We start from the raw sequence: 16,326 nt of genomic DNA, 5'->3' as shown, positions 1-16,326 counted from the left end.
GCCTTAATGCAATGATCATTTTAAGAGATCTTCCTTTTTTGGGCCATTCTTCTCCAAGGATTGAAAAACTATGTGGAGAAAGGCTAAATCGTACCTTTTTAAGAGCCAACCTAACCATGTGCAAAATCCACCCCAATATGGGAATGGTTAGGAAAAACATCCTCTTAAATGCTACCTCCTATCGCCCAGTACAAAGAATCAAGTATGAAACCCCGCTTTGCATGATCTTTGAAATCTCAATAACCTAAGGAAGAAAACTTTTGTGATGGAATTTCTAGAAAAATGGGCAGAAGCTGCCAATACAAGTTTTGGTTTTTTTTGGATGGCCTTTTGGGCCTTTGGATTAGGTTATCTTATTAGTAGCTTGATTCAAATCTTCGCAACTGAAGAAAAAATGAAGCAGACCATGGGAGGCAAAGAGGGAAAAGGGGTTCTCCTGGGAACCATTTTTGGATTTATTAGCAGTTCCTGTAGCTTCTCCGCTTTAGCCACCACCAAATCACTTTTCAAAAAAGGAGCTAGCTTTATTTCCTCCATCGCTTTTCTACTTGCCTCCACCAATTTAGTCATCGAATTGGGAATTATCATTTCCATCTTTTTAGGCTGGCAGTTCGTTGTTGGCGAATACTTGGGAGGAATCCTACTGATTTTGATCAGCTGGATAATAATCCGGATTACCAAACCTTTAAAACTTATCAAAGCCGCCAAAAAAAACCTATCAGAAGGAGAGATGGGGATGCAAGAAATGGGAGTTACTGGTGAAGATAATGTTCAATCCGAAAAAAGCTGGGCAAAAGTAGGACGTCAATATGGTATGGAATGGAAAATGGTTTGGAAAGATGTTACCATCGGGTTCACTATTGCCGGAATAGTGGCAGCATTGATTCCCGATTCCTTTTTTCAAACACTCTTTATAAACAGCAATCTGGGGAAGACAGATTATTCCTTTCTAGAAATCCTAGAACACGTGATTATTGGGCCTATAGCCGCTTTTTTGACCTTTATAGGCTCTATGGGTAATATCCCTCTGGCAGCTTTACTCTTTGGAAAAGGGGTAAGTTTTGCAGGAGTGATGGCCTTTATTTTCAGTGATCTAGTAGTATTTCCGGTGTTGAGGATCAATGCTAAATACTATGGTTGGAAAATGGCACTATACATTTTATTCCTGCTGCTTTCTTCATTAGTTGTCACTTCGATATTTCTCCATTACTCCTTTGACTTCTTAGGAGTATTACCTGACCCTTCACAGGTAAGTATTCAAGATGAATCCTATTTCCAAATAAATTATACCTTTTTCCTAAACGTCTCATTTCTGATTGGTTCAGGTTATTTGATTTGGCTAGGCTTTAAAAAATATAAGGATATGCACTACATGAAAGAAATGGCACCAAAAAGTAAAAACATGGAAACCATTCTTAAATACATTGCCTTTCTCAGCTATATCTGGCTTTTGGGAGGATTAGCAGTCCAGCTTTTTATCATCTAGAAGCTTATCTTGATAGCATCAACCATCCTTTTGGATCTACTTTTATCTGTGTGGAACTTTCAATAAAAACGGGCTTGGGACCTATCTCCTCTTTAATCAATCCATTGGAAGTTTCAATTTCAACAGGAATTGTAAAATCGATTCCTTTCAAGCTGACTTGATACCCACTCTTCCCCTTCTTTCCTACTTTCAGTGCAGGCAAGGCGGTGGTCTTTAAATAAAAATTAAGGAATGCGCTTAAATCCTGACACGTATAGGCATTGACAAACTCAATAAAGCCTGAGGTATTTACCTTATTCAAATAGGTAAAGCGATCATCTGAAATAAATGCTTTCAACAGAGGAAAAAAGACTTCGTCTCCCACCACTCCACGCAAACCGTGGACTACTGCAGCTCCTTTACTATAAATCTCCCCATGATATGCCTCCTCTTCCGTACTGTTGGGTGGAGAAACTACCGCTTTGGCATGGGGAATAGTCTTTAAAACAGAAGCAGCATGATTTAAATAAGCATCAAACCCGCCATGTGTTTCGTAAAACAACCAATCTCCATAGGCTGTAAAACCTTCATGAATCCACATATCAGCCCAGTCTCCAACCGACATTTTATTTCCGAACCACTCATGCCCTAGTTCATGATGCAGTAACCAATCATAGGATACTTCACCCATAGAAACAAACTGGAAATTATTCCCATAGGCATTGATGGTTTGGTGCTCCATTCCTAAATAGGGAGTTTCGACCACGGCTATTTTATCCTTTGGAAAGGGAAATGCTCCAAAATATTTCTCTTGCGTTTCGACGCTCACTTTTAAGACTTCTAATAAAGATTGAGCTTTTGCTTCATCTTCCTGCAAAACGTATACGTGCATGGGAATTTTCTGGCCTGAAACGGATTCAAAATCCATTTTAGCTTCATGAAAAACTCCCACCGTAAAGTTTATTCCATAATTATTAATCGGGTACTCGGTAGCCCAATGGTATGTGGTGTGGTCTACTGCTGCCTTTTGTTCGATAAGCCTCCCATTAGAAGCCACGAAATAGGGTTTTTGAACCGTGAAAAATAAATCTACTCCATTTTCTGGCTCACTTGAGGGGTGGTCAAGGGCAGGCATGAAAATCTTAGCCCCTTCTCCTTGAGAAGAAAGTCCCATCCAATGCTGGTCCATTAAGTCTAGTTCCCAGGTGAACCCTCCGGTCCAGGGAGGGTTGATTGCAATGGGTGTTATCCCTTCATAAAATACATCTACCGAGTTACAGGTGCAGTCAATCGGAATGATATCCAAGATGTCGTTTTGATGGGTAAAATTCACTTCCTCTCCATTCATTAAAACACTGGAAACCTCGTATTCATCAATTAAATTTAGTCGAAGGGTATCGAGTTTTTCAGAGGCATCAAATGTGATCCTATTTTTCCCTCTAATGGATTTTGAATCCAGAAGAATTTCAAGTTCTAACTGATAATGCAAAACTTTGAATTTCTCTTGTAGGGGGTCAATAGGACCGCCCCAATCCCAATTTTGAGAATAAGAAGATGTGATGGAAATGAAAAGAATCAAAAGGGGGAAAAAGAATTTTCGCATGAAGCAAAGATAGGCTGAAGGATTTAAAATACACTCCCACCTATAACTCATACTCCATAACAAAGCCAAAACTCTCCCTTGTGAAGTACTATTAAAAGCCTTTCCTCTCAAGAATCCTCTTCCAATTTCTTTTTCAACTTATTTGGGAGGTCATGTAATTTCTTAAGCTTCAAAGAGAATAAAACTGCAATAATACCTAGAAGGATAAAAACCATCGCTGTGACGGTAACTAGCGTCATCCCAATGATTGCTGGGTTCCAAATTAGGATGATGGACAAAATCATCCCTCCAATACTTAACCAAAGTAAAGACTGATATTCGTCTCCATGGTCTTTTAAACTCAAAGCAAAACTGATACCTGCTATAGACTTAAACATAACTCCAAACCCTACATACAAGGGTAAAGTCACCATGGAAAGTGCAGGATTAGTCAGTAATAAAAATCCAATTACCGTACTAATCAGGCCTGATGCCAAAAACCAGCCCCAATTATCCAAATGCTTTCTGTTCCCAAAAGCAAAGGTCAACTCACTCAAACCAGAAACTAAAAATGATAGGCTAAAAAGTGTCGCCAACACTAAATAGGAAGCGAGAGGAGTACTAAACACATAAATTCCTAAAAGAATAAATACTGCTCCAATTAAGGTCAACAAGTACCAGTAATCCAGCGCTTTTTTGATGGTTTTGAAAGGTTGTGAAGTCATGATTGATATGATTGTTTACTAAAAATACATTTTTCTTTAGCAAACTCTTAACTATCAAGCCTTTTCTAACCGATATAAAATCTCCAACATTGGAAAACCAAAATTCTCTGTTTGCTCCTCAGAAATTCTCACAAAGCCATATCTTTCGTAAAGGCTGATGGCAGGGTCCAGTCCTGAGGTAGTGTATAAATAGGCTGATTGGTATTTTTTTTCCTTAAAAAACTCCATCCATTTTTTCATCAACTCTTTTCCTAAACCAATTCCTCTAAAAGGCTTCTCAATTATAAAATAACGGAGCTGGGCACTATTCTCAGCCCGATGCATCAAAAGCAAAAAGCCAACCATCCTCCCATCGGACTCCACCACCCAGACACGATCTCTTTCTTCGGCAAACTGTCTATAGAACTCTGCCAAACTCTCCATCACATACATTTCAAAACCGATGGGAAAACCGTGTTCATCACCATATATTTTCCCGTGCAATGCAGCTACCTGTCCTAAATCCCCAGGCTTCAAAAAATTCCTAATTGAAAGTTTATTTTTTTCAGTAATCATACTAAAACAAAAAACCGCCAGAAAGGCGGTTTACTTTTAATCTTCAGAATAATTGAAGCTATCAACTTGTTCTTTTACCCAATCATGGTATTTCGAAAGTCTATACTCCAACCATTCATTCTTGTATTTAGAATCATCAATAAGAAACTTAAAACCAGTAGAAGCTTTAGGTTTACTCAAGGCATTCACCAAATCCTCAGCTAAGTTTTTCTCTTTAATTTTTCTATCGACAAAGTCCTGCATCATTTGATGCTCTTGGGCAGGTTCCATTTTAGTGAACTCAGCAAAATTGTCTGGATTATCTTCTATTTCGTCTAGAATATCCTCCTCCTCTTCGGTGAGATCGTAGTTAAAATAATCTTCGTCATCGGGCATATGATGAATCTTCTTTTTATCAATTTGATAGAAACATACATTGCCTTTCAGCAATTGGGTTGATATTGATTCAACCTCTTTTTCAGTAAGCGAAAACATGAATGAATTACAAAATTTTTCGAAAAATAGTGAATGTCAAAGTTGCATCAAATTGTTTTTAGACCCTGTATTAAAAATCATGAATTTATTTCTCATTTTTTTCCAAAAAACCCCTTTAAAACCTCAGAATCAATAATATGCCCTCCCGAAAAATTAATTCTTTTCATCTTTTTTTCTAATAGTCTAACCATTTTCTCTTGTTTTTGGAGATTCTCAGAATTCACAAATTCATCTTGATCACCCAAAACACTAATAAACTCTGTGTCGACAAATTTTTCTTTACTCACGTTTAATTGCAAGTCGTGTGCAAATCCCCCTGCCCAAAGCACGAACTTATTGACATTCCCCTTCCATCGACTTGCCCAACGCGTCGCAGTGGCTACTCCTTGGGAAAAACCAAACACATGAACTTTCGGAGCATTTTCAAATTGTGACAGGATTCCATCCACTAATTGATCCAGGTACCTATGATTATTTTCGATGGCTAGCTCCCGTTCATGGCTAGTCATCCAATTGGCGCCAACCCGCCCAGAGTAATCCTTCAAATAAGAATAATTCGTTGCCTCAGGTGCAATAAAAAGCCGGTATTTTTCATCAAAAGGTAAAAACCTACGAATAAAAAATTCAGCTAATTGTCCATATCCATGAAACAGAATCCAAATTTCTTCCTCTTGAAAATTAGGTTCATGAGAGACACAGTATTCTGCCTCATAACTGACCATGATACGCTTCTTCAATTGACTACCCATTCAAATCCTCAAATTTAAATGGCAATAGAGCTTGAATTCCTGGAATCTTCAACACTTGACCTTCTGAAGTTAATATCAGTAAGGTGATCGCTTGATTAAACCTCACCTCTGTTTCACTGATAGTCTGTCTGCATAACCCACAAGGTGAAACAGAAGCCCATACTTCTTCTCCTTTCCTTTTCGCAACAATCGCAAGTTTTTTAATTGGATCTCCAGGGAAATTAGCTCCTGCATATCCTAATAACAATCGTTCGGCACAAACTCCTACAGGGAAACTTACATTCTCCTGATTACTGGACTTCAAAATCCTTCCCGAGTTTAATATAGCAGCGGCTCCCACATGAAAGTTTGAGTATGGAGCATAGGCATCTTCACTAATTGCTTTTGCCTCTAAAATCAGTTCCTGATCCTCATTCTCCAATTCCTCCCAAGCCAACTCCTCTAATTCGGCCGATATTTTTATTTTTTTACCCATAGTTTTGTTTAGGAGTTTTCCTTATGAACAATGTAGTGAATAGTTCCAAAATTAAAGAGCAGTCCCTTTCCTAGATTAATAATAATAACCAATTTAGGTCTTTGACCAAGCATGAATATGAAGACAATTTTGATTCTTGGAGCTGGAAAATCTTCCACCTATTTAATTGATTATTTAGCAGCATCTTGCAGGGATAGTAACAGAAAACTCATTCTTGCGGATTTAAATCTTGAATTAGCTAGTTCTAAACTCCAAGGGAAGCCAAATTCAGAAGCAAAAAGTTTTTCTATTGAAGATAAAGATGCGCTGAAAGATTTAATAGAAATCTCCGATGTAGTCATCTCCATGCTACCCGCATTCTTGCATCCAATCGTCGCTAAAGAATGTCTGAACTTAGAAAAGCATTTTTTTTCTGCTTCTTATGAATCTGAAGAAATGAAATCCATGCAGGCTGAAATTGAGAAGAAAGGGCTGTTTTTTTTAAATGAATGTGGTTTAGACCCAGGACTGGACCATATGTCTGCCATGAAAATTATTTTGGAAGCGAAAGCCAATCAAGAAGACATTCTTTCATTCAAATCCTATTGTGGAGGGCTACTGGCACCAATCAGCGAAGATAATCCATGGAAATATAAGTTTACCTGGAACCCAAGAAATGTTGTATTAGCAGGACAGGGAACCTCGAAATATATTGAAAATGGGGAGTTGAAATTTGTTCCATATCATCAGGTTTTCAAAAGAACGGAAAACATTCATTTTGACAGGTTAGGAGATTTTGATGGATACCCCAACCGTGACTCCCTAAACTATAGAAAAGTATACGGTATTGAATCTATCCAAACCATGCTACGGGGCACCTTGAGGAGGGCAGGCTATTGCAAAGCTTGGGATGTATTCGTTCAGCTTGGATTAACCGATGACTCTTATGAGTTAAACTTGCAGGAAGGAAGTACCCTAAGACAATTTCTGAACACATTTTTACCCTATAAAAAAGAGTTGTCGGTAGAGGAAAAACTTGCAGAAGCCATCCCTGAAATGGATTTCCCAACATTTGAAAAAATTCAATGGCTGGGTTTTTTTGGTAATCAAAAACTGCCAAAAACCCAAGGGAGTCCAGCTAGCATTCTCCAAGCCATCTTAGAGGAAGATTGGAAATTATACCCTGAGGACAAAGATATGATTCTGATGCAGCACCAGTTTGAAATAAAATCTAAAACGGGTATTAAATCAATCGTCTCAAGTCTAGTTTGTTATGGTGAGGACTCCACCTATACGGCCATGGCAAAAACGGTTGGCTTACCTTTAGCAATAGCAGTAGATGAATTCCTGAATGGAAAAATAAAACTTACCGGACTTCATGTTCCAGTTTCGCCAGAGTTATTTACCCCTATCCTCAGTAAACTAGAGACATTAGGAATTCGATTTGTAGAAAGTACAAAATAGTCTATATGCTACTTAGGATTCCAATCTGAAGGCCGCTCAGTCTGCGCGCCATCCACGACTCTACAATCATCTGCTATGATTGCTCTTCCCTGCACAAAGTCTAATTTAGTAGCATCTACATAGACTCTTTGACTAGTTTCCCCTGCTGCCATAAAATATCCCAAAACTACTTCATCAGGATGATCCAAACTGACCATATTACCTCTAATATTGGCAGGTGGAGGATCAAATACAGATCCACTCAATTCAACTTGTTGCTTTACCAATCTAAGAAACCGGTAGGCTCCTGCAGATATACTGTATTGTTCGATATCAATTCTATATTGGTTGACAAAACGCAACCCGTCATCCAACACAAAAGCCGCAGGGATTCTAGAGCTAAGACCATTAAAAGTGTCATCATTTGCTATGAATATCGAATAGTTAGCCACCTGCTCAGATCGATAACAAGAAATACAGCAATCTTTTGGTGCTGGTTCTCGGCTTGGAGGGGGTAAAGTATAAAGGTCCGGTCTGGTTTCTAAAATGTAAACCGATGGCCCCTTTTTCCAATAGTAATAGTTATCCTCATCCTCAGGGTCCTCTATGTCCACGAGGAATTGAACTCCTGAATCTGGATTCAATTCTCCTTCTACAGGAATTTTTTTGACCTGATAATTGATCTCTTGAATAACTGGAACGGATGGTAAGGTCTCTGGTAAAGAAGAATAAACGGTTCCGTCTACCAGCTGGATTTGCAAGGTATAGGTATTTCCAACCTCTGCTGAAAAATCTGCAGAAGTATAATAATTACCTCTATTTTCAAGATCCTCTTCAAGAAAAATCACTTTTCCCGTTTGATCCCTTACTATCACTGTTGCTCCAGCAACGGGACGAACGAGCCCTTCATAAATACTTCCATAAGTATCACTTCTGGAAAGCTTTACAAGATGAGGGCCAGGGCCATTAGTCACCATCCCTTCAATGGTCAGCAGTTGAACCCCCTCTTCAATATCCACTTCATATGGGTCTACACAACTCCAAAGAAGGATAATAATTAGAAAACTAAACTTTTTCAAAGCACTTTTTGAAAATACGCTTTATGGGTTCCAGTCTGCTGGCGGGTTCAATTGAGAACCTTCGATCTCACGACAATCATCAGGAACGATTACTACCGGCTGTCTAAAGTCAAGTTCATCTCCTTGGATATAAATACGTTTGACAGCTTCACCTGCAGCCATAAAATACCCTAATACAACCTCTTCGGGATTATCCAAACTGATCATATTTCCTCTGATATTTGCAGGTGGTGGGTCAAATACAGATCCTGAAACTTCCGTTTGCTGTTTAACTAATCTTAAAAAACGATAAGCTTCCTGAGAAATACTCATCTGCCTCAAATCAGTTCTCAACGTTTCTACAAATCGCTTCCCATCATCTTCAATGAAACCAGCAGCAACCTTGGTATTCAAACCATTGAAAATATCATCTTTCTCCAAATAAATCCCTTGATTTCCAAGCAACTCTGTTTTGAAACATATAATGCAGCAGTCCTTTGGTTCAGGCTCCCTACTTGGTGGATTTCTTAAGTTGGGGTTTGGAGTATACAAGTCTGGTCTTGTTTTTAAAATATAGGTAGACTGATCTGTTCTCCAGTAATAGAAGTTATTTTGATCAGCTGGATCTTCAATTTCCGCAATCAGTTGTACACCAGAACGCTCCAATAGCTCTCCTTCTACTGCAATCTTCACTACCTTCACATCGATATTTTTTATTTCAGGTACTGAATTGACCAATTCTGGCAAGGAGGTATATACCTTCCCATCGACGAGTTGGATTTGCAAGGTATAGGACCTACCTACAACTGCTGCAAAATTTTCAGGAGTATAATACACTCCTCTATCCTCCGTATCTTCAGTTAAGAAAATAACCTTGCCCTGGTCATCTCGAATCACTACTGTAGCATTGGAAACTGGCCTAATTAATCCCTCAAAAATACTCCCATAGGTATCACTTCTGGTAAGGCGAATACTTTGAACTCCTGGAGTAGTGGTAATTGTACCTTCCACAGTCAATAACTGCTCACCACTTTCTACATTAACGACATAGGGGTCAATGCAAGCGGCCAATGGTAAAATTAAAAGCAGGTAAATATATTTTTTTAGCATCTTATTAAAACTTAATAGAGTAGCTGATACTTGGAAGAGGGACACCTAATACGGCAAGTTTTAAAGCTTGCGGAGGTGCTCCGGATTCATCAACAAAGAAGAGCGAGAATGGATTTTTACGTCCATACACATTCAATACTGAGAAAGTCCAATCCCCATCAAAGAATTTGCCCTTGCCTGGAAGTTTAAAGTTGATCGATAAGTCCAATCGATGGTAATCAGGTAACCGCTGTTCATTTCTTCTATTGAAATAAGCAAGATTGTTTCCTGAATAATCAAACTTGGCCTCCGGGTAAGTAACCGGTCTACCGGTGCTGTATCCAAATGTTGCCGAAACAGAAGTATTGGTGCTCACTTTGTAATTTCCTATTAAAGTGAAGTCATGGGGCTTATCAAAATTGGAAGCATACCAATCTCCATCATTGATAATCTCTTCTTCAAAAGGAGTGATTACTTGTCTTAAACTTCTTGAGTAGGTATAAGAAGCCCAACCTGTCAATCTCCCCAAATTTTTCTTCACATACAATTCCACCCCATAAGCCCGTCCATTGGCTGGCACCAATTCAGTTTCGAGATTATTCTGAAGGATTAAATTGGCTCCATCCTTATACTCAATGACATTTTGAATGTCTTTGTAATACACTTCAATCGAAGTTTCAAAAATATTACCCCTGAAATTGTTATAGAATCCCAATGATATCTGATCTACAATCTGCGGCTTTAAGTAATTGTCGCTCAGCTTCCAAACGTCTGTCGGCGCGATCGTGGCTGTATTGGAAATCAGGTGGATGAACTGGTACATTTTATTGTAACCCAATTTAATAGAGCTTGCCTTAGAGAAGGAATATCGAAGGGAACCTCTTGGCCCAAGACCATTGTAGGACTGGATTTCCTCTCCATCTGCATACGTAATCTCGCTAATGGCACTTCCATCTGAAAGAGGTTGGTTTTCTGCATATTCACGGACTACCCTTGGACCGAAATAACTATACATGTCATAGCGGACACCATAAGACATCCCAAACTTCTCTCCTAATTCAAATTCATGCTGAAAATGAATTCCTGATTCTCTTCCGTTTTCATTCTGCACTTTTTGAGGTAATATCCCAGATTCCCCTCCTGTGGAAGGAATTAATTCCCCTGGTTGCAATTCCAAATTTTTGAAATCTCCTCCCACGGTTATTTTATTGGTTTCGCTAAACATATAATAGAAATATGCTTTGATTCCATAATCTTTGATTCCAGAATTTAGGTCAAAATCATTAATGCCGGACCTATTGAAAATACTGTAATCATATTGGGTATAATATCCCAATGCCTCTAGGCCCATTTTGTCATTGAAAACACTTTTCCATTGCAGGGAATGACTATTATTTTTCCAGGATACGGTCGTATCGGAGGAAAAAGCAAAATCATCGTAAGAGGTATAATAGCTATATGTCAATTCATTTTTTTCTGAGATTGGAGCAGAAATCACCAGATTTCCATCATAAAAATTCGCTCTTGAATTCTTTAGATCAGGATTACTCAATGCACCTAAGAACCAATTGATATAGGACCCTCTAAAACCTCCTCTGATGGAAACTTTATCTTTGACAACCGGACCATTAAACCCGACTTTCCCTGAGAAATTACTAAGCATCAAATCCCCTCCCCAATCGGTAATGGAACCTGCTTTTGGTTGTATATCCAAAATAGAAGAGCCTCGGCCTCCAAATCGTGATGGTATTACGGATTTGTATAAAGTCACCCCATTCACTGCATCCGCATTGAAAGATGTAAATAGTCCAAACAAATGGGTAGGGTTGTAGATGGGAGCTCCTGCAAACTGGATTAGGTTTTGATCAGCTCCTCCACCTCTAACATTTAAGCCTGCTGCAGCTTCCCCTACCTGGCTCACCCCCGGAAGAGTCGCCATAGAACGAATAATATCCACTTCCCCTAAAAAAGGAGGCAATTCACGCATGGTATTCATACTCATGGTAATGGCTCCCATATCCGTCGAACGAATATTTTTCTCTGGATCACTACCATAAATCACCACATCGTCTAATTGAAAATCTTCTTGAAGCATTTTGATAGAAATTCTTCCATCACCTACAGCAGTAATTGGGTAATCAATGGTTTCATAACCCACATATCTAAATTGAAGGTTATACTCAGCCCGATCCAAAATCAATTCAAAGCCACCATTATTATCGGTAATTCTGTTGATCTCTAATTCAGGGACAGTAACGGTAGCTCCTACCAATGCTTCGCCAGTAATTTCATCGATTATCCGGCCAGTAATCCTAATTCCTTTCAGTTGACCAATATCTCTCCCGATTACCTCACGCTTTACTTCCGTCTGTGCCCATCCCAACTGACTAACGAGTAAAAAGAAAATAAGTAAATATTTTTTCATAGGTTGAGATTAAAATCCGTTGGGGTCAAACTTGTATAAATTCATCGGGAAATTCCCTGCCAAAGTAATATCAGGCATTCTCATGATGTATAGGAATCCATCCTTCTCAAAGTGTGCTACAGTAATTTCCTGGGGCAATCCAGGAATATCATTTTTTGATTTCCAAACCATGGTATTCATATCCAGCTCCCAAACCTGTGTATTTCTTTGATAAAGTCCGACATAGGCCTTATCACCAATCACTTGGCCCATTCCATATCCTTGACCTAAGCTGCCAGGATAAGTTGATACAGACTCCCATGAATCAGAACTGATCGTATATTCCCAAAGCACAGCATCATTGCTAATGATATAGACCTTATTTTGGTAAACAAAGAATGCATTCTCCGTAGAAAACTCAATTGGCGAATCATTCAGATTTGCCCAGGTATTTGTGGCGGGATTGAATCTTCTCAATGCAAATGTATTCCCTTCTTTTCCTCCAAGGACATAGAGACTTCCTCCATTTTCGAAAGCGATTGATTCCCTACTAGCAAAAGGTAAGTCCGGCAGTTTTTCAAATCCAGAATTCGTCACTTTAAAAAACGAATAATTGATCTCATATGGATTGGGTATCAATCCAGCGGTTCCTCCTCCCAAATAATTTTTGGTGGCAAACCCATAGGCTCTGCTTGTACCCGGAAATGAAAGTTCTCTCCATGTATTGGAGCCAATGTCATATTGCTGGATTTTTGAATAAAAACTATTCTTAGAAACTGTTCCCAAGCCAATGTTCAATCCTGAACTGGTCTGGTAAAACGTATTTCCATAAAGCCTCACAGATTCAGGAAACTTGTTTATCAACTCGTAGGTACCTATTTGATATTCAAATTTGGAGTTAAATTCCAAAGTTTTATCTTGAACGATTACGGTGATAGGCACCGAAAAATCTGAGGCCTTAGGTATAATCAAATGAAGTCTGGACTCGAAATCTATGGATGTGATTACTGCTTTTGAATCACCAAAGTACACTTCTGTATCCTCCGTGAAATTTTGACCAGTAATGACCATGCTTTCCCCAACCAATCCAAAAGCTGGAGAGAAACTCTCTATAATTGGACTTAGAGTGTTAAGGGTGATTACATTTCCAAATTGAATCTCACCTCCCAAATCCATAAAGGATTTTGCATAGTATTCTTTTGAATTTGTTAACCCATTGGTTTCTCCTATAAACCTTCCCGGGCCTTCTTTTGCACCCAGAGAAATAATTATCGGGGATGAAAAATTTTCATCTTCGGCGAGATAAAAACCATGATCGACCGCATTGATTGATTGGTTAGTAATTAAGCGACCGAGAAGTCTCACATTTTCTGCACTAGTATATAGCACTTCTTCAGTTACTAACACCGTGGTTTCTGGTTCCTCTTCAGTACAAGCCCATCCCAAAAGAAGCATGATTAACATGCTCAGAGATAGAAGTTTTCGCATATGATTGTTGTAGTAATTAAATATCTCTCAAAAATATAGAATTAGTATTCACAAACAAGGACCCTTACCCCTCAAAAACTACCATTCACAACAAATAGGGTGAAATATTGAAGATCCCACAACAAAATCCCATTCTATTGAAAATATTAGGGTAAAAAATGATCCACATAAAGGTAAATATTGAATTTTTGACCAGAATTGATCTTAATCACTTGAAGTGACCTCTAGTTATTTATTTTTCTTTCAAGAAAATTCCAGCAAAAATCCAGATACAATCTTTCGATAGGTAAGATGAGCGGTCCCATCCTCATTTTTTATGAAAATTTCCTGAGCTTGAGCCTCTTTTTCCTCAAACCCAAAACAAACTATTTCTCTAAGCACTCTCTTTCCAGGTTTATCTTGAACTGTGATAGATTTCCATTGGGTTAGTCCAAAATCTTTGGAAATCACCTTTAATTCTTGCATTTGTCGGGGAGGTAAAATCACCCAAAAACACCCCTTATTACTAAGCAGGTTGATAGAATTAGAAACAAGCTCACTAAAAGAAAGGGCATCAGTATGTAAAGCCTGATTTCTTTTGGGGTTTTGAGATTTTAAATGATCTGGAAAATAGGGAGGATTACTAACGATAAGATCAAATCTCCAATCAGATTTAAACTCTTGAAATCTTCCTTCCCATACCTTCATTCTGGACGAAAAAGGGCTGGAATTAAAATTTTCTCTTGCTTGATTTGCAGCCAAATCGTCTAGTTCTATCCCTATCACTTGAGCATTGGAAAAACGCTGAGCCAGCATCAAAGAGATCACTCCTGTTCCCGCACCTACATCCAATATTTTTTGTGGGTTTTCTGAGGAGGCCAATCCACCCAGTAGTACTGCATCTGTACTGATCTTCATGGCACATTGATCCTGATGAACCCGAAACCGCTGAAATTGAAACCAGGTATTAGCCATTAGGTCCTGGCTTTACTAAAAAAGCTCATATTGAACCTGGGCTTATCGTCCATGACATTCAAATCGTCTTCGGAAATCCGTTTCACACTTTCAATGGTGTAAAACGCCTTTTCGTCCAAACTTCTCACCTTATCTATAAATTTTGCCAGCGCATCCCTCTTCATGACAGTAAAAGTCAGTTGAACTTTGCCATGACTTCCTTCGGCCCCTACATTGGTAAATCGGAAGTTCTCCTCCTTCATGTATTCCATCAATTGAGGGTTGGGATTTGGAGTTATAATCCGTACCAAGACCCTCCCTAGAGCCAGTTTCTCTTCAAAATACATCCCCACATAAGTACCTGTTCCAAAGCCAGCAGCATAAGCCACATAAGACATGGGATTAGTTATATTTTGAAATATCTGGCCTATGGCAAGCAACCAGATCAATGCCTCAAAAAATCCCAAAACGGGAGCAATACTCTTTTTCCCATTCATCATAAACATAATACGTAGCGTATTGATTGAGACATCGCCAACACGTGCAACAAATATTAATAGAGGCATTATCAGATAGTTAAATAAGTTTTCTGAAACGCCTAGAGACTGCATTAAATCTTGCATGTTAATATCATTTGGGAAACTCGTGCAAAATTACATAATGCCTGCGGAATAAATCCTATTAGATCTTCATATCTCGGCCTGCAGCCATTCCAAATCCGGTAAAAAGAACAGAGAATAGAATCAAAAACCAGATTAATATATTCCATGACCCAAACAGATCTAACGAAATACCGAATAACATCGGGCCCAAGGCCGCTAAGTAATATCCAGAGGACTGAACCATGGCAGAGAGCTTAGCTGTCGTCTGATCTTCTGCCGTTCTCAGTGAGATCAACGTATAGGCAATACTTAAACTAGCTCCCATTCCCAACCCTATTAGAGTCAAAGAGGAATAGGTGACCCATTCAGATTCAATAAATAACCCTAAAAAGCCAATGATATAACCTATCCCAACAATAAATATGACTCCAGACTGCTGTTTCAACTTAATTAAAATAGAAGGCGCAAAATAGGACCCTATCAAGGATACCAATTGCATAATGGAAGAAACAGCACCTGCCTCTACCGGAGACCAACCTCTGGCCACTAACATATCCGGAAGCCAAGCAGTCAAAGTAAAATACATCACGGACTGGCAACCCATAAATAGGGTGACTTGCCAGGCCAGTTTAGATTTCCATACATTTTTTGCCTTCTCCCCTCCTATATGCATACCCGCTTTTGGCCTTTTCAATTGTGGTATCCAGACCAATAGTGCTAGGACCATAAATAAAGACCAAGAGGCTAAGGATCCTCTCCATCCAAAACCTAAATCTTCTGCGATAGGGACTGAAAAACCTGCTGCAATGGCCGCAAAAAGTGACATCATAGTAGCCAATAAGGCAGTCATCAAACCTATTTTATGAGGCAAACGGACCTTTATCAAAGGGATCACCAACACATTGGCAATCACAATTCCAATTCCTGTCAGGGCAGTGCCTACTAATAAAAGCTCAATCCCACCCAAAACCCGGAGAATGACCCCTATAGTCAATAGTAAAATACCCAAGAACACTGCTCTTCCCATGCCCATTTTTCTTCCGATCGCAGGGGCAAATAGTGAAAATGTAGCAAAGGTCAACAAAGGAAGTGTGGTAAGGAAACCCGCCAACCCATTAGATAAACCCAAATCATCTCGAATAAATGGGATCAGTGGACCCACCGAAGCGATAGAAGTCCTCAGATTAATGGAAACTAATAGAATCCCTGAGATTAATAAAAATTCTGACGAGTTTGACTTTGACAATTGATGCAAAGGTGATTTATGGATGTAAGATCAATATTCTCGATCAAAGAACAGAAACC

General features: G+C 39.0%; 15 protein-coding genes. 2 read left to right on the top strand and 13 right to left on the bottom strand.

Annotation, left to right across the window (positions count from 1 at the left end):
* Positions 1-265: 265 nt before the first annotated feature.
* Positions 266-1,486, top strand: a complete 1,221-nt coding sequence (locus tag JYB62_RS16300; RefSeq protein ID WP_207758640.1) for a permease — start codon at positions 266-268, stop codon at positions 1,484-1,486.
* Positions 1,487-1,490: 4 nt separating this feature from the next.
* Here JYB62_RS16300 and JYB62_RS16295 read toward each other — a convergent pair whose 3' ends face one another.
* The 6 genes from JYB62_RS16295 to JYB62_RS16270 form a co-directional block, all read right to left on the bottom strand.
* Positions 1,491-3,068, bottom strand: coding sequence for a M1 family metallopeptidase (locus tag JYB62_RS16295; protein ID WP_205646455.1), 1,578 nt, complete (start codon positions 3,066-3,068; stop codon positions 1,491-1,493).
* A gap of 107 nt (positions 3,069-3,175) precedes the next feature.
* On the bottom strand, positions 3,176-3,772 hold the full coding sequence (locus JYB62_RS16290) for an HdeD family acid-resistance protein (protein WP_205646454.1): 597 nt from the start codon (positions 3,770-3,772) through the stop codon (positions 3,176-3,178).
* Positions 3,773-3,826: 54 nt separating this feature from the next.
* Positions 3,827-4,288 (bottom strand): GNAT family N-acetyltransferase, encoded by a 462-nt coding sequence (locus JYB62_RS16285; protein WP_243431603.1) that lies wholly within the window; start codon positions 4,286-4,288, stop codon positions 3,827-3,829.
* A gap of 75 nt (positions 4,289-4,363) precedes the next feature.
* Complete coding sequence (locus tag JYB62_RS16280; protein WP_205646452.1) at positions 4,364-4,801, bottom strand: UPF0158 family protein; 438 nt, start codon at positions 4,799-4,801, stop codon at positions 4,364-4,366.
* Positions 4,802-4,893: 92 nt separating this feature from the next.
* A complete protein-coding gene (locus JYB62_RS16275) occupies positions 4,894-5,550 on the bottom strand; it encodes an alpha/beta hydrolase (RefSeq protein ID WP_243431602.1) in 657 nt (218 codons plus the stop codon).
* Positions 5,543-6,025 carry a cytidine deaminase gene (locus JYB62_RS16270; protein WP_205646451.1) on the bottom strand — a complete coding sequence of 161 codons (483 nt, stop codon included), beginning with the start codon at positions 6,023-6,025 and terminating at the stop codon, positions 5,543-5,545. The genes JYB62_RS16275 and JYB62_RS16270 overlap by 8 nt, the downstream gene beginning before the upstream one ends.
* 111 nt (positions 6,026-6,136) lie before the next feature.
* Here JYB62_RS16270 and JYB62_RS16265 point away from each other — a divergent pair, with 111 nt between their 5' ends.
* Positions 6,137-7,468, top strand: a complete 1,332-nt coding sequence (locus JYB62_RS16265) for a saccharopine dehydrogenase C-terminal domain-containing protein (RefSeq protein WP_317194680.1) — start codon at positions 6,137-6,139, stop codon at positions 7,466-7,468.
* A gap of 8 nt (positions 7,469-7,476) precedes the next feature.
* Here the strand turns inward: JYB62_RS16265 and JYB62_RS16260 are convergent, their stop codons facing one another.
* From JYB62_RS16260 to JYB62_RS16230, 7 genes are all read right to left on the bottom strand, one after another.
* Positions 7,477-8,526: a DUF4249 domain-containing protein gene (locus JYB62_RS16260; protein WP_205646450.1), complete on the bottom strand. Its 1,050-nt coding sequence runs from the start codon at positions 8,524-8,526 to the stop codon at positions 7,477-7,479.
* A 21-nt stretch (positions 8,527-8,547) separates the two neighbouring features.
* Positions 8,548-9,615: a DUF4249 domain-containing protein gene (locus tag JYB62_RS16255; protein WP_205646449.1), complete on the bottom strand. Its 1,068-nt coding sequence runs from the start codon at positions 9,613-9,615 to the stop codon at positions 8,548-8,550.
* A 4-nt stretch (positions 9,616-9,619) separates the two neighbouring features.
* On the bottom strand, positions 9,620-12,019 hold the full coding sequence (locus JYB62_RS16250; protein WP_205646448.1) for a TonB-dependent receptor: 2,400 nt from the start codon (positions 12,017-12,019) through the stop codon (positions 9,620-9,622).
* 9 nt (positions 12,020-12,028) lie between these two features.
* The gene (locus JYB62_RS16245; RefSeq protein ID WP_205646447.1) at positions 12,029-13,486 is read right to left on the bottom strand and encodes an IPT/TIG domain-containing protein; all 1,458 of its coding nucleotides are present in this window, start codon (positions 13,484-13,486) and stop codon (positions 12,029-12,031) included.
* Between the two features lie 243 nt (positions 13,487-13,729).
* Positions 13,730-14,440 (bottom strand): tRNA1(Val) (adenine(37)-N6)-methyltransferase, encoded by a 711-nt coding sequence (locus tag JYB62_RS16240; protein WP_205646446.1) that lies wholly within the window; start codon positions 14,438-14,440, stop codon positions 13,730-13,732.
* Positions 14,440-15,042, bottom strand: coding sequence for a DUF2179 domain-containing protein (locus JYB62_RS16235; RefSeq protein WP_205646445.1), 603 nt, complete (start codon positions 15,040-15,042; stop codon positions 14,440-14,442). Before JYB62_RS16235 ends, JYB62_RS16240 begins: the two co-directional genes overlap by 1 nt.
* A 58-nt stretch (positions 15,043-15,100) precedes the next feature.
* Positions 15,101-16,267 (bottom strand): CynX/NimT family MFS transporter, encoded by a 1,167-nt coding sequence (locus JYB62_RS16230; protein ID WP_205646444.1) that lies wholly within the window; start codon positions 16,265-16,267, stop codon positions 15,101-15,103.
* Positions 16,268-16,326: the final 59 nt, after the last annotated feature.

Source organism: Algoriphagus lutimaris (assembly GCF_017051705.1).
Classification (GTDB): domain Bacteria; phylum Bacteroidota; class Bacteroidia; order Cytophagales; family Cyclobacteriaceae; genus Algoriphagus; species Algoriphagus lutimaris.
The sequence above is the reverse complement of the archived record's forward strand: the minus strand, read 5'-3'. Positions and strand labels throughout refer to the sequence as shown.

Coding starts and splice junctions, on each gene's coding strand:
- JYB62_RS16255 (WP_205646449.1), bottom strand. CDS start 9,615: ATGCTAAAAAAATATATTTACCTGCTTTTAATTTTACCATTGGCCGCT.
- JYB62_RS16275 (WP_243431602.1), bottom strand. CDS start 5,550: ATGGGTAGTCAATTGAAGAAGCGTATCATGGTCAGTTATGAGGCAGAA.
- JYB62_RS16290 (WP_205646454.1), bottom strand. CDS start 3,772: ATGACTTCACAACCTTTCAAAACCATCAAAAAAGCGCTGGATTACTGG.
- JYB62_RS16265 (WP_317194680.1), top strand. CDS start 6,137: ATGAATATGAAGACAATTTTGATTCTTGGAGCTGGAAAATCTTCCACC.
- JYB62_RS16280 (WP_205646452.1), bottom strand. CDS start 4,801: ATGTTTTCGCTTACTGAAAAAGAGGTTGAATCAATATCAACCCAATTG.
- JYB62_RS16270 (WP_205646451.1), bottom strand. CDS start 6,025: ATGGGTAAAAAAATAAAAATATCGGCCGAATTAGAGGAGTTGGCTTGG.
- JYB62_RS16235 (WP_205646445.1), bottom strand. CDS start 15,042: ATGCAAGATTTAATGCAGTCTCTAGGCGTTTCAGAAAACTTATTTAAC.
- JYB62_RS16295 (WP_205646455.1), bottom strand. CDS start 3,068: ATGCGAAAATTCTTTTTCCCCCTTTTGATTCTTTTCATTTCCATCACA.
- JYB62_RS16250 (WP_205646448.1), bottom strand. CDS start 12,019: ATGAAAAAATATTTACTTATTTTCTTTTTACTCGTTAGTCAGTTGGGA.
- JYB62_RS16240 (WP_205646446.1), bottom strand. CDS start 14,440: ATGGCTAATACCTGGTTTCAATTTCAGCGGTTTCGGGTTCATCAGGAT.
- JYB62_RS16245 (WP_205646447.1), bottom strand. CDS start 13,486: ATGCGAAAACTTCTATCTCTGAGCATGTTAATCATGCTTCTTTTGGGA.
- JYB62_RS16300 (WP_207758640.1), top strand. CDS start 266: ATGGAATTTCTAGAAAAATGGGCAGAAGCTGCCAATACAAGTTTTGGT.